Source organism: Thiocapsa bogorovii (genome assembly GCF_021228795.1).
Lineage (GTDB): Bacteria > Pseudomonadota > Gammaproteobacteria > Chromatiales > Chromatiaceae > Thiocapsa > Thiocapsa bogorovii.
In genome coordinates, this window is record NZ_CP089309.1 from 2,145,801 (window position 1) to 2,159,821 (window position 14,021).

Here is a 14,021-nt window from a genome sequence, read left to right on the forward strand (position 1 = left end):
TTGATCGACGTCACGCCGCAGGCGCGCTTGCCTGAGACTGACGAAGCCTTGGAATCTTCGAATCCGGTCTAGTCCCCACGGGCCGAGTGAAGCGGGGGCGGTCGTCGGCCGAGGTCGTGGCTGTGTAGCGCGCGCGAAACGCTAGCCCACCAACCAAAGCTACTGCCGAACGGGGAGAATTGATCTAGGCGCGCGCAGAGGTTAGCACAGCGCTTGTGAGGCTTTCGAGCGATGATTCGAAGGATCGAGCCTCGTCCACGAGGCGTCGCGCGTCCAAGTGGCTGAACGCTGCGCCTCCGTTCCTCGAGACCCTGAGGGGCCTAGTTGTTCTGGATCACGATCCGCGGGAATTTCGAAGCATAGTCCTTGGCTTGCAGCGAAAGCTTCGCGGCCGTCTTACGGGCGATCTCGCGGTAGATTTCAGCAACGCGCGAATCGGGTTGGGCAACCACGGTCGGCTTGCCGTTGTCGGTCTCCTCGCGAATGTGGCCGTTCAGGGGGAGCGAGCCGAGCAGATCGATCCCGTATTGCTCGGACATCTTCTGCCCGCCACCTTCGCCGAAGATGTGCTCCTCGTGGCCGCAGGCCGAGCAGATGTGCGTGCTCATGTTTTCGACCACGCCCAGCACCGGCACCTCGACTTTCTGGAACATCTTAAGACCTTTGCGTGCATCGAGCAGCGCAATGTCCTGGGGGGTGGTGACGATGACCGCACCCGACACCGGCACCTTCTGCGCGAGGGTCAATTGCGTATCGCCCGTACCCGGCGGAAGGTCGATGACCAGATAGTCGAGATCCGACCAGTTGGTGTCGTTCAGCAACTGCTCCAGGGCCTGTGTGACCATCGGGCCGCGCCAGATCATGGGCGTTTCTTCGTCGATCAAGAAGCCGATCGACATGGCCTGAAGGTTGTAGCTGGTCATCGGCTCAAGGCTTTTGCCGTCCTTCGACTCGGGTTTGCCCGAGATCCCGAGCATACGCGGCTGGGACGGGCCGTAGATGTCGGCGTCCAGGATACCGACACTCGCGCCCTCGGCCGCTAAAGCGAGCGCCAGATTGACGGCGGTCGTCGATTTGCCGACGCCGCCCTTGCCCGAGGCCACGGCGATGATGTTCTTGATGTTGTCGATCGGCTTGAGCGATTTCTGAACCGAGTGCGACTTGATCTGCCAGGTCACGTCGACCTGCACCATCTCGACGCCATCGACCTTGAGGACGGCCTCTTCGACCGCCTTGGCGATGTCCGCGCAGATGGTCTTGGCCGGGAAGCCCAAGACAACCTTCACTCTGACCTGACCGCCCTCGATCTCGATGCCCTTGATCGAATGCGCCGCCACCAGATCGCGCCCGAGATGAGGTTCCTTGTAGCCCTTGATGGCGGCTTCAACGGCTTCTTTCGTGGGTTCGGACATGAGGTACTCCAGGATAAATGGATGCGCCCGGCACTCCCGGGTCACATGAGACAAATGCTTTTCAGTAGGCCGGGATGGTCGACCCGGGGCCGGAAAAGTTCCCGCAGACTTTTGGTGTGTGCCTGCCTTAAATCAAGTCCGGGCCCGAAAGACGCGACCGGGACCGCGCTGTCCGGACCGGGACGGGCCGTGAGATACTGGGGCATCGTTCGAGATCCTAAAGCCGATTCACTTGAGCCCACCCATGAGTCAAACCCGCGACATCCCGGGCGGCAGCCCCCGAGAAATTCTGGTCACCAGCGCACTGCCCTACGCCAACGGGCCGATCCACATCGGCCATCTGGTCGAATACATCCAGACCGACATCTGGGTGCGTTTCCAGAAGATGCGCGGGCACGCCTGCTGGTACGTGTGTGCGGACGACGCCCACGGCACGCCCATCATGTTGCGCGCTCGTCAGGACGGCATTAAGCCCGAGGCGCTGATCGCGCGGGTCGCGCAGGAGCATCAGTCCGATTTCGCGGCCTTCCGGGTGGGCTTCGACAACTATCACTCGACGCATTCCGAGGAAAACCGCCACTTCGCGAATCTGATCTACAGTCGCAACCGCGACAAGGGTCACATCGGCAAGCGCACCATCACCCAGGCCTACGACCCGGTCGAGCAGATGTTTCTGCCCGATCGCTTCATCAAGGGCGAGTGTCCCAAGTGCGGGGCGCCGGACCAGTACGGCGACAACTGCGAGGCCTGCGGGGCGAGTTATTCACCGAACGAGCTCAAAAACCCGCGCTCGGCGGTCTCGGGCGCCGCGCCCGAGCAGCGCGAGTCCGACCATTATTTCTTCCGCCTCGGCGACTTCGAACCGATGCTGCGCGACTGGACCCGCGGCGGCGGTCTGCAGCCCCAGGTCGCGAACAAACTCGACGAGTGGTTCGACGCCGGTTTGCAGGAATGGGACATCTCGCGCGACGCGCCCTACTTCGGCTTCGAGATCCCGGACCATCCGGGCAAGTTCTTCTACGTTTGGCTCGATGCCCCGATCGGCTACATGGCGAGCTTCCTGAATCTCTGCGAAAGCACCCGCGGGCGCGACGCCGGATTGGATTTCGATCGGTTCTGGGCCAAGGAGTCGACCGCGGAGCTGTATCACTTCATCGGCAAGGACATCATCTATTTCCATGCGCTCTTTTGGCCGGCGATGCTGCACGGCGCGGACTTCCGCACGCCCTCGGCGGTCTTCGCGCATGGCTTCCTGACGGTCGACGGACAGAAGATGTCCAAGTCACGCGGGACCTTCATCAAGGCCCGAACCTACCTGGACCATCTCAACCCCGAATATCTGCGCTACTACTTCGCGGCCAAACTGGGACCGGGCGTCGACGACATCGATTTGAGTCTTCAGGACTTCACCGCACGCGTGAACTCGGATCTGGTCGGCAAGGTCGTGAACATCGCCAGCCGCAGCGCCGGGTTCATCGCCAAGCGTTTCGCGGGCCGACTCTCACCGACCTTGGCCGATCCGCAGCTCCAGGCCGACTTCGTGCAGGCCGGCGAATCCATCGCCGGCGCCTACGAGCGACGCGAGCTCAGCCGCGCCGTGCGCGAGATCATGGCGTTGGCCGACCGCGCCAACCAATACATCGACGAGCAGGCACCTTGGGTGATCGCCAAAGACCCGGCTCGAGAGGCCGACCTGCACGCGGTCTGCTCCATGGGCATCAACCTCTTCCGAATCCTGATCGGCTATCTGCGCCCCATCCTGCCGGGCACCGCCGCCGACTCCGAAGCCTTCCTGCGGATCGAGCCGCTGACCTGGGCCGCCCTCCCGGAGCCCCTCCTGGATCACGAGATGGCACCCTTCAAACCTTTGATGACCCGCGTCGAGCCGGCCCATATCGAGGCCATGCTGGAGGCGTCCAAGGAGGACCTGAGCACGACGGCACCGCGGCCGGCCGACATGGACGAAGCAAGTCAGCACCTGACCGAACACCCCATCGCCGAGACAATCGACATTGAGACCTTCGGCAAGCTCGATCTGCGCATCGCCCGCATTCGCTCGGCCGGTCTCGTCGATGGCGCCGACAAGCTCTTGAGACTCGAACTGGACCTCGGGGGCGAGACCCGCACCGTCTTCGCCGGTATCCGCTCGGCCTACGACCCGAGCGACCTGGAAGGGCGGTTGACGGTCATGGTCGCCAACCTCGCCCCGCGCAAGATGCGTTTCGGCATCTCCGAGGGCATGGTGCTGGCCGCCGGTCCTGGCGGGAAGGACATCTTCATTTTGAGCCCGGATGGCGGAGCGCAGCCCGGGATGCGAGTGAAATAGAGTAGTTAAACCGCGTCGAGAGCAAGATGGTCATTTTCGAGTGAGCTCGACGTTGGTTGCATCCACAGCCCTTCGTCGAGACGCGGTTTGAACTGATATCGTTCTGAAGATCTTAAGCCGCACCGGCTCCAACCGTCGTCAAGTCTGCCGAGGCCGACCCGATCCAAAAACACCGCTTACCGCGCCGGGCGCGGCTGACTCGAGGTGATAAAGGGTAAGGGGCTGGAAGCTGCGGCCGGAGGCGATCCCCCGATAACCCTTCAGTCCCGGTGTTGTAGCAAACCGCCCCCGGGGCGTATCCTTCGGCGATTTCGCGCTTGCAGCATTTCGCGACCCGTTTCGCGACTCGACAGCTCAGCAAGCGCCCATCGCACGACCCGAAGCCAAAGAGAGCATGACCGAATACGCGCTCATCCTGATCGGCACCGTGTTGGTCAACAACTTCGTGCTGGTTAAGTTTCTAGGGCTCTGCCCCTTCATGGGCGTCTCGAAGAAGCTCGAGACGGCCGCGGGCATGGGTCTGGCGACGACCTTCGTGATGACGCTCTCCTCCGTCACCTCCTGGCTGGTGAACGAGTACATGCTGGTGCCGCTCGGCATCGAGTATCTGCGCATCATCGCCTTCATCGTGGTCATTGCGGCCGTGGTGCAGTTCACCGAAACCATCATGCGCAAGACGAGTCCCCTGCTCTATCAGGTGCTCGGGATCTTCTTGCCGCTCATCACCACCAACTGTGCCGTGCTCGGTGTGGCCTTGCTGAACCTGCAAGCCGAGCGCAGCCTCGTCGAGGCGACGCTCTACGGTTTCGGTGCCGCGGTCGGCTTCTCGCTCGTGCTGACGCTGTTCGCGGCCGTGCGCGAGCGTGTCGCGGTCGGCGATGTCCCGGAGCCTTTCCAAGGCAGCGCTATCGCCCTGATCACCGCGGGCCTCATGTCCCTGGCCTTCATGGGTTTCGCCGGGCTCGTGTCGAGTTGAGCGGAGGATCGCCATGTTGACCGCCATCCTCGCCATGACCGGACTCTCCGCTGTCCTCGGACTCCTGCTCGGCTATTCGGCCATTCGGTTTCGGGTCGAAGGCAACCCGATCGCCGATCAGATCGACGCGCTCCTGCCGCAAACCCAATGCGGCCAATGCGGCCACCCCGGATGCCGACCCTATGCGGAGGCATTGGCCCGCGGCGAGGACGAAATCAACAAGTGCATCCCGGGCGGGGAAGCGACCCTGCTCGCCTTGGCTGATCTGCTCGGGCGCGAGCCTGCCGCACTCGAAGTCGAGGAGAAGCCGCCCTCGGTCGCCGTGATCGACGCCGAGACCTGCATCGGCTGCACCCTGTGTCTGCAAGCCTGCCCGGTGGACGCCATCGTCGGTGCCGCCAAGCAGCTCCACGGCGTCATCGCCGCGGAATGCACGGGCTGCGAGCTCTGCCTGCCGCCTTGCCCGGTGGAGTGCATCCACATGGTGCCGATCGCCACCGACATCCCCCATTGGCGCTGGCCTTATCCGTCCAGCGAGCCCGCCTCCCGCTCGGCATCGCCCGAGCGGGAGACCGAGGCAGCCTGACCGGAGCCCTGCCATGGCAGCCATCCAATCACTTCTGCACCGCGACCGCCTGTGGACATTCCACGGCGGGATCCACGTGCCCGACGAGAAGGCGCTCTCGAACAGCCGGCCGGTGGAGGTCATGCCGCTGCCCACACGGCTCGTGATCCCGCTGCAGCAGCACATCGGGGCGACGGCACGGCCGGTGGTGACGGTGGGCGAACGCGTCCTCAAAGGCCAGCTGTTGGCGCAAGCCGAAGGCTATGTCAGTGCCTGCATCCACGCCTCGAGCTCGGGAACCCTGGTCGCGATCGAGCCCCACCCGGTACCGCATCCGTCGGGACTCTCCGCACTCTGCGCGGTCATCGAAACCGACGGCGAGGACGCTTGGACCGAGCTGCCGGAACCGATGACGCATTACGGGCAGCTGGACGTGGCCGAGATTCGCGAGCGGATCCGTTGGGCCGGGGTAGTCGGACTCGGCGGCGCATCGTTTCCGACCAGCGTCAAGCTCAACCCCGGCCCGGATCAGCGCATCCGCACGCTGATCATCAACGGGGCCGAGTGCGAGCCCTATATCACCTGTGACGATCTGCTGATGCGCGAGCGCGCCGGCGACATCCTTGCAGGTGCGCGGATCATGCATCACCTGCTCGGCGATCCGCGAATCCTGATCGGGATCGAGGACAACAAGCCCGAGGCGTTCGAAGCCATGCGCTTCGCGCTCGCCGAGACAGACATGAAAGGCTATACAGAGATCCGCTCGATCCCGACGCTCTATCCGAGCGGCGGGGAGAAGCAGCTTATTCGCATTCTCACCGGCGAAGAGGTCCCGACGCATGCGATCCCGGCTCGGATCGGCATCGTCTGCCAGAACGTCGGATCTGCGGCCGCGGTTGCAGACGCCGTTCTCGAGGGTCGGCCGCTGATTTCGCGTGTCGTCACCGTCACCGGACGGGCGATCGCCGAGCCGCGCAACCTCGAGGTGCGCATCGGCACGCCCGTGTCGGACCTGATCGCGCACTGCGGCGGCTATCGCGAGCGCCCGCGCAAGCTCGTCTGCGGCGGGCCCATGATGGGGTTCGAGATCGCGCATCCCGAGATCCCGGTCACCAAGCCGGCCAACTGCGTGCTGGCCTTGACCGAGGCGGAAACCCCCGATGCCGGCCCCGCGCTCGCCTGTATCCGCTGCGGGCGCTGCGCCGAGGTTTGCCCGGCCAAGCTCCTGCCGCAACAGCTCTACTGGCATGCGCGCGCGAAGGATCTCGACCGGGTCCAGGACTACAACCTTTTCGACTGCATCGAATGCGGATGCTGCGCGCAGGTCTGCCCGAGCCACATCCCGCTGGTTCAGTACTATAGGTACGCCAAGAACGAGGTCTGGGCACGCGAAGAGGAGAAGCGCAAGGCCGAGCTCGCGCGCATGCGTCACGAGGCCAAGCAGGTACGCCTCGAACGCCAAGAGCGCGAACGCAAGGCCCGGCTTCGCCGGAAGAAGGAGTCGCTGGAAGCGGGCCCGGAAAAGGGTCAAACGGATCAAGAGGCGAAGAAGGCGGCGATCGAGGCGGCCAAGCAACGCGCCGCGGCCAAGAAGGCCGCTGCCGCTAAGGCGGAGGAGACCAATGACGCCTAAGAAAAACCGGTGCAACGGCCGCAAGACCGCATCCTCATACGAGCGGCCGGACCGACCTTCCGCCTCGTCGACGGGAGCGGTCTTCGCGGGTACGTCGCCGCAGGGGCAGGCATGACCAACACGCTCGTCTCCTCGCCCCACGGGGCCCGACCGAACCGGGTCGACCGGGTGATGCAGGAGGTCCTGCTCGCGCTGGTCCCCGGCGTCCTCGCGATGATCTGGTTCTTCGGCTGGGGCGTGCTCATCAACATCGCGCTCGCAGTGGCCGTGGCCGTGGCCGCCGAGGCGGCGGTCATGAGCATGCGCCGACGCCCGATCGCTCCGGCCATCGGCGACTACAGCGCCGTCGTCACGGCGGTGCTCTTCGCGATCTCGGTCCCGCCGACCTTGCCTTGGTGGATGACCCTCCTCGGCACACTCTTCGCCATCGTTTTAGTCAAGCAGCTGTATGGGGGCATCGGGTACAACCCCTTCAATCCGGCGATGGCCGCCTACGTCTTTCTGCTCGTGTCCTACCCGGTCGCCATGACCACCTGGCTGGCACCCGACATGCTCACCGCGCACGCACTCTCGTTCACGGAGTCCATGCGACTGATCTTCACCGGCGGTTTGCCGAACGGTATCGCGTGGGACGCCATCTCGGCGGCGACCCCGCTCGACGCGATGCGAGGGAAGCTCGATCAAGGCATGCTCATCGAGGAGATCCGACTCAGTCCGCTGTGGGGCGACTTCGGCGGACGCGGCTGGGAGTGGGTTGCGAACGGATTCCTGCTCGGTGGGGTCTACCTTCTGTGGAGACGCATCATCACCTGGCACATCCCCGTCTCGATGCTGGCCGCGCTCGCCGTCGCGGCAGGCGTCTTCTGGCTGGTCGACCCGACGACCCACCCCTTCCCGGCGTTCCATCTGTTCAGCGGAGCGGCCATCTTGGGGGCCTTCTTCATCGCGACCGACCCGGTCAGCGCCTGCACGACCAAGACCGGGCAGCTCATCTTCGGGGCCTCGATCGGGTTGGTGGTCTTCGCGATCCGTACCTGGGGCGGTTATCCGGACGCCGTCGCCTTCGCGGTCTTGTTGATGAACATCGCCGCCCCGACGATTGACCACTACACCCAGCCCAGGGTCTTCGGGCACAGTGGAAACCGAGCAAACCCATGAAGAAAGCACCGATCCTACTAGCCGCCGTCGTCCTGAGCGCCTTCTCCGTCACCGGCGTCGCACTCGTCGCGGTGACCCATCATTTGATGGACGGGCGCATTGCCGAGAATCAACGGATTGCGATGCAGAGCAAGTTCGAGTCGATTATCCCGGACGGACAGTTCGACAACGATCCGCTCGAAGATCTGATCCACGTGAGCGCGCGTGATCTCCTTGGCGCCGAGAACACGAGCGTCTATCGCGTGCGTAAAGCCGGTGAACCCATCGCGGTGATCCTCGACCCGGTGGTACCCGACGGCTACGCCGGCCCGATCCAACTGCTGGTATCGGTACTGCGCGACGGCAGCGTCGGCGGGGTGCGGGTGCTCTACCACCACGAGACCCCGGGGCTGGGCGACAGAATCGAGGAGCGCAAGTCGGACTGGGTGTTGAGCTTCGACGGTAAGTCGCTGTCGAATCCGACGCTCGAGGGCTGGGCGGTGAAGCGCGACGGCGGCGAATTCGATCAATTCACCGGCGCAACCATCACACCCCGCGCGATCGTCCAGGCGGTCAAGAACACCCTGATCTACGTCCAACAACAGGGCGAGACCCTGTTCGCACCAGCCGAAGGCGCGAAGACCGTGGCCGTCGGAGCGGGCTGATGGCGGGACCTCAACCCTACGGCAGCATCATCGGCGACGGCTTCTGGAACAACAACCAAGCCCTCGTTGCCCTGCTGGGACTCTGTCCCTTGCTCGCGACCACCACGAGCGCCACAAACGGCTTGGGCATGGGTCTCGCCACAACGGCGGTGCTCATCCTTTCCAACGTCACCGTTTCCCTGATCCGCGACCTAGTGCGCCCGGAGGTCCGCTTACCCGTCTTCGTGCTGGTGATCGCCTCCTTCGTCACCGCGGTCGAGCTCACCGTCCAAGCCTATTTCTACGAGCTCTATCTTGTGCTGGGGCTCTTCATTCCGCTGATCGTGACCAACTGCGCCATCATCGGCCGAGCCGAGGCATTCGCCTCCAAGAATCGTGTCGACCGTGCCCTGCTCGACGGGATCGCAATGGGGCTCGGCTTCACGCTGGTGCTGGTCACGTTGGGAGGGATGCGCGAATTCGTCGGTCAAGGCACCCTCTTCTACCAGGCCAACCTTCTGCTCGGGGATGCCGCGACCGGCCTCAGTTTGAGCCTAGGTGAAGGCTTCCAGGGCGCGCTGATCGCCATTCTCCCGCCCGGCGCCTTCATCGGCCTCGGCCTCTTGATCGCGCTGAAGAACCTGATCGACAGGCGTGTCAAGCGCCGCTCGGCTGTGCGAGCGGCCAAGTCCGCCCCGGCTCAGACACCCGCCGGCGGCGCGGCGGCACCAGCCGCGGGTTAAGGGGCGGTTCGCCGATCGGAGCGGCACGGAGATCGGATCCGAAGCGACAACTGCCGTAGGGTAATGGGCAAGCGCCGTAGGGCGAGCAAGCGTAGCGCAGTCCACCAGCGTGGGCGCAGGACTCGGTGGACTTCGCTCTCGCTCGTCCATCCTACAGGTCTATCGCATGATTGACGCCCCGCAGCTCGCTCGGCTCGCGCCGGGCGATCTCTTTCAGCCTTCCGACTTCAGGCTCGGCATTCATCGAGGCCGCCTGCATCATCAACGCGTTCGGATACCGGAAGCGCGCGGAGCGCCGCTTCCAGCGCCCTCCGTAGGTCGTCCGGTTTGACCGGTTTCGACAAAAAGGCATCCATACCTGCCGACAAGCAGTCGCGCTTCACGTCCTCGGAGGCGTTGGCGGTCAACGCGACGATCGGGATCGGTCGATGGGGCACCTCCTCGCGGTATCGCCGGGCGAAGCCGATCCCATCGAGCTTCGGCATCCGCAGGTCGACGATCGCGATGCCGTAGTCGCCGCCGAGCGCTTCGGTCAGGGCCGCCTCCCCGTCGGCGACACGGGTGAGCTCGAAGCCCATCTTGCCCAAAAAGCGGGTGATCACCTTGGCGGCAATCTCGTTGTCCTCGGCCACCAGGACACGCATCCGCGCGGCATCCGCAATCGGCTCCAAACCGCGTGACGGCGAGGCCTGCCCGGCCCGCGGCGCTCTAGCCGTCGACATGCCGGCGCGCCCCAAGAGCGACTCGGCTGCGGCGACAAGGTCCTCCCGCAGATAAGGCTTCGCCAGACAGGCGTCCTTCGTCTCCTCGAGCAGGGGGCGTCGTCCAGGGTAAACGAGAAAGAGGCAGGGCACCGCCTCGCCGAGGGCCGCTTTGACCTCGTCCCGCGCCGCATTGAGATCCCGACCCTGCGGGTGATCGGCGATCACAAGGAGATCGTAACCTTGCCCGCGGATCTGCTCGGAGCCGATATCGACAGGCTCGACAGCCGTCTCGCAGACCGCGCCCTCGCGACCCAATGCGGCACAAGCCAACCCGCGACGAGTGGGATTCGGCTCCAGGATCAGGATCCTCGAATGGAGCAACCGACCGCCCGGCGTGCTCGGCACCGCCTCGACATCCTCGATCAAGGGCAGACGAATCCAGAACCGACTCCCGCGTCCCTCCTCGCTCTCCACGCCGATCGTCCCGCCCATCAACAGGGTCAGCTCGCGCGAGATGGTCATCCCGAGACCGGTTCCGCCGAAGCGTCGCGTGGTCGACTCGTCGGCCTGGCGAAAGCGCTCGAAGAGTCGTGGGAGCTTGTCGGTCGGAATGCCGATCCCGGTATCGACGACCTCGAAGAGCAGCTGCGGGCGGCTATGCCCAGCCTCGGGTGGCCGGACGCTCAGAACGACTCGGACCTCACCCGCCGGCGTGAACTTCACGGCATTCCCCATCAGGTTGAAAAGGATTTGGCGCAACCGGAGCGGGTCGCCGATCAACCGGATCGGAACCTCGGGATCCACGTCGGCAATGAGCTCGAGCCCGGCCGAATGCGCCCGCATCGCGAGTGCGTCGGAGACGTCGCGCACCAGACTGCGCGGATCGAAAGGAATCCGCTCTAAGACGATCCGACGGGCATCGATCTTCGACAGATCCAGAATGTCGCCGATCAACGCGCCGAGGATATCCGCCGAGTTCGCGATGGCCTGGACGCAATCGCGCTGCTCCTCATCCAATCGGGTCCCTCGCAAAAGCTCGGTCATCCCGACGACGCCGGTCAAGGGGGTGCGCAGCTCGTGCGTCATGAAGGCCAGAAAGGCTCCTCGCGCTTGATTCGCCCTTTCGGCCTCGGCACGTGCATCCTGGACCTTGCGCAGCAAGGAGTACTGGTAAAGAGGCAAGAGCACCAAAAGCGCCAGGAAGAATGTCGCCTCGAAGGTGTGAAGACGCCATTCATCGAGCGCGACCAGAACGACGTTGTAGCCGACGACGGCGGCTAGCGAGGCCACCACGAGATGGTTCTTGCCGAAACGGGTCCCGGCGGAGATGAAGACGAGGATATAGAGCAGGTAAAATGGGCTGATCGCCTCGCGGGTGATAAAGATCGCCAGGCTGATGGCGACGACGTCGAGACAGATCCCGAGGTACACCCGCGCGGGCCATTCGGGCCGCAGAGCAATACTGATCAGAAACCCGACGTTGGAGACCAGATAGATCGCGAAGAGCGTGAGATAGTAGGGAACGTCCACCCGGTAGTACTGCGTCAGGGCGCCGACGGCGATGTAGACCGCGCCCAGGAGACAGGCGGTAATACGTACTAAGGCCGATTGAAACTCGGGGTTTCCCGTCAGTCCCTGCGACACACCGAACCGTCTGATCAGTCCTTTCATTCCCTTCCCTCCGAGCCTGCGTTTGTGCATCCGACCCCGTTTCCGTGATCGCTGCCGTGCGGATCGATCATGGTATATTAGCGAATCGTTTCGCGCTTTTCGGCCCGTCGCCGATTCCGAGCCGCGAAACGCGATTGACCGGCCCGCGCGCATCCATTCCGATTCCGGGTTCGAGCCCCGATTCGCCCCCGGACCGATCGCAAGCCCGATCGCAGCCAGATCAGCGCTGGCCGCGACGAGGCCCTGAGCTCAAGAGAACGAGGAGAAGACTATGTCCAAGAAGCATCCGATCGTTGCGGTAACCGGTTCCTCGGGTGCCGGTACAACCACCGTCAAGCGCGCCTTCGAGCACATCTTTTACCGCGACGGCATTAAGGCCGCCGTGATCGAGGGCGACAGTTTCCACCGCTACGACCGCGTCGAGATGAAGGCCGAGATGGCCCGTGCCGCCGAGACCCACCGCAACCTCAGCCATTTCGGTCCCGAGGCGAACCGGTTCGACCTCCTCGAGGAGCTCTTTCGCAGTTACGGCGAGAACGGTACCGGCAAGCAGCGCTACTACATCCACAGCGACGCGGAGGCCGATCATCACAATGCACGCCTCGGGACTCAGCTCAAAGCCGGCCAATTCACGCCGTGGGAGGATCTTCCCGAAGGCACCGACGTACTCTTCTACGAGGGACTCCACGGGTTGGTCGTGACGGAGGAGGATAACGTCGCCCAACACGTCGATCTCGGTGTCGGCGTGGTCCCGATCATCAACCTGGAGTGGATCCAGAAGATCTTCCGCGACAATGCAGAGCGCGGCTATTCGGCCGAGGCGATCGTCGATACCATCATGCGCCGCATGCCGGACTACATCCGCCACGTCACGCCGCAGTTCTCGTTGACCGACATCAACTTCCAGCGCGTGGCGACGGTCGACACCTCCAATCCCTTCATCGCCCGCGACATCCCGACACCGGACGAGAGTTTCGTCATCATTCGTTTCAAGGATCCCGAGCGGCTCCAGATCAATTTCCCCTATCTCCTGTCGATGATCAACGACTCCTTCATGTCGCGGCGCAACACCATGGTCGTGCCGGGCGGCAAGATGGGGATGGCGATGGAGGTCATCCTCCAGCCCATCATCGAGCGCATGATGGACGCATGCAGGGTCTGAGCGCGCCGCAACACTGAGCCTCGCGGGTGACCTCGCCCGCGAGCCGACTCGTCGGCGCACGGCGTCGGCGACTCGATCGGCGCATACCGAACGCTTTTTCGTTTGCGATCGACGCATCAAAGGCGATGGATCCGAGAGGAGCACCGGCCTGTTAAGCTACCTTCACGGCTTCCACGCCGGCAATCACGCAGATGTCTTCAAGCATGCGGTTCTGACCCTCGTGCTCGAAGGACTCCTAGCCAAACCCAAACCACTGGTCTACGTCGAATCACACGCCGGAGCGGGCCGTTACGACCTCGGGGGCGAACAGGCACGCAAGACCGCGGAGTATCGGCTAGGAGTCGAGCGACTCTGGGAGCGGCGTGAGGCCTTTCCGCAGCTGTCCGCCTACCTCGGGGCCATCTCCGCGCTGAATCCGGACTATGGATACTCGACCTATCCGGGCTCTCCCGCCCTTGCGGCCCATCTACTGCGCCCCGACGATCGACTGATCCTGATGGAGCTTCACCCGACCGAGTCGCAGACGCTGCGTCGCCATCTCGGCAGCGACCCCCGGATCGGCATCCACCGTCGCGACGGTCTCGAAGGCTTGACCGCACTCTTGCCGCCGAAGCCGGCACGCGGACTGGTTTTGATCGACCCGCCATACGAGCAGGTCTCCGAGTACAGGCGCGTTGCAGAGGCACTCGTCGCCGCGCATGCTCGCTGGCCGACCGGGGTCTACGCACTCTGGTATCCGCGTTTGGGGTTGCAGCGCGATCGCTCCGCGGATCTGATCGGACGGATCCGGGGATCCGTCCCAGGCGGGCTTCTTTGCGAACTGAGGGTGCGGCGACAGGCCGACGACTTCGGGATGCACGGATCCGGAATGCTGCTACTCAACCCCCCTTGGCGACTGGAAGAGCAGCTCTCGGACCTGCTGCCGCGACTCGCCGATGCGCTCGGGATCGAAGAAGCGGGCCGATCGGCACCGGCGTGGATGATCGATCGACTCTAGTACCCCGTTCCACCCTATTTTGCGTGCTCAGCGAGGCGAGAAGCGTTCGGC

General features: G+C 64.1%; 11 protein-coding genes. 9 read left to right on the forward strand and 2 right to left on the reverse strand.

Annotated elements, in window-relative coordinates; genetic code table 11:
* Positions 1-320: 320 nt before the first annotated feature.
* Entirely contained in the window at positions 321-1,412 is a 1,092-nt protein-coding gene (gene apbC, locus LT988_RS09690; RefSeq protein WP_232409946.1) for an iron-sulfur cluster carrier protein ApbC, read from the reverse strand.
* A 244-nt stretch (positions 1,413-1,656) separates the two neighbouring features.
* On the opposite strand from apbC, the gene metG reads away from it, so the two are divergent.
* From metG to LT988_RS09725, 7 genes are all read left to right on the forward strand, one after another.
* The gene (metG, locus tag LT988_RS09695) at positions 1,657-3,738 is read left to right on the forward strand and encodes a methionine--tRNA ligase (protein WP_232409947.1); all 2,082 of its coding nucleotides are present in this window, start codon (positions 1,657-1,659) and stop codon (positions 3,736-3,738) included.
* A gap of 394 nt (positions 3,739-4,132) precedes the next feature.
* Positions 4,133-4,714 carry an electron transport complex subunit RsxA gene (gene rsxA, locus LT988_RS09700; RefSeq protein ID WP_007191813.1) on the forward strand — a complete coding sequence of 194 codons (582 nt, stop codon included), beginning with the start codon at positions 4,133-4,135 and terminating at the stop codon, positions 4,712-4,714.
* A gap of 13 nt (positions 4,715-4,727) precedes the next feature.
* Positions 4,728-5,300 carry an electron transport complex subunit RsxB gene (gene rsxB, locus LT988_RS09705; protein WP_232409948.1) on the forward strand — a complete coding sequence of 191 codons (573 nt, stop codon included), beginning with the start codon at positions 4,728-4,730 and terminating at the stop codon, positions 5,298-5,300.
* Between the two features lie 13 nt (positions 5,301-5,313).
* Positions 5,314-6,912 carry an electron transport complex subunit RsxC gene (gene rsxC, locus LT988_RS09710; RefSeq protein ID WP_232409949.1) on the forward strand — a complete coding sequence of 533 codons (1,599 nt, stop codon included), beginning with the start codon at positions 5,314-5,316 and terminating at the stop codon, positions 6,910-6,912.
* A 111-nt stretch (positions 6,913-7,023) separates the two neighbouring features.
* Positions 7,024-8,070, forward strand: a complete 1,047-nt coding sequence (rsxD, locus tag LT988_RS09715) for an electron transport complex subunit RsxD (RefSeq protein ID WP_232409950.1) — start codon at positions 7,024-7,026, stop codon at positions 8,068-8,070.
* Entirely contained in the window at positions 8,067-8,714 is a 648-nt protein-coding gene (gene rsxG, locus LT988_RS09720; RefSeq protein ID WP_232409951.1) for an electron transport complex subunit RsxG, read from the forward strand. The genes rsxD and rsxG overlap by 4 nt, the downstream gene beginning before the upstream one ends.
* A complete protein-coding gene (locus LT988_RS09725) occupies positions 8,714-9,436 on the forward strand; it encodes an electron transport complex subunit E (RefSeq protein WP_232409952.1) in 723 nt (240 codons plus the stop codon). The genes rsxG and LT988_RS09725 overlap by 1 nt, the downstream gene beginning before the upstream one ends.
* A gap of 227 nt (positions 9,437-9,663) precedes the next feature.
* Here LT988_RS09725 and LT988_RS09730 read toward each other — a convergent pair whose 3' ends face one another.
* Complete coding sequence (locus tag LT988_RS09730) at positions 9,664-11,811, reverse strand: ATP-binding protein (protein WP_232409953.1); 2,148 nt, start codon at positions 11,809-11,811, stop codon at positions 9,664-9,666.
* A gap of 271 nt (positions 11,812-12,082) precedes the next feature.
* On the opposite strand from LT988_RS09730, the gene LT988_RS09735 reads away from it, so the two are divergent.
* Together LT988_RS09735 and LT988_RS09740 are read left to right on the forward strand one after the other, a co-directional pair.
* The gene (locus tag LT988_RS09735; RefSeq protein ID WP_232409954.1) at positions 12,083-12,973 is read left to right on the forward strand and encodes a phosphoribulokinase; all 891 of its coding nucleotides are present in this window, start codon (positions 12,083-12,085) and stop codon (positions 12,971-12,973) included.
* 220 nt (positions 12,974-13,193) lie between these two features.
* A complete protein-coding gene (locus LT988_RS09740; protein WP_232409955.1) occupies positions 13,194-13,970 on the forward strand; it encodes a 23S rRNA (adenine(2030)-N(6))-methyltransferase RlmJ in 777 nt (258 codons plus the stop codon).
* The last annotated feature ends 51 nt before the right edge of the window (positions 13,971-14,021 follow it).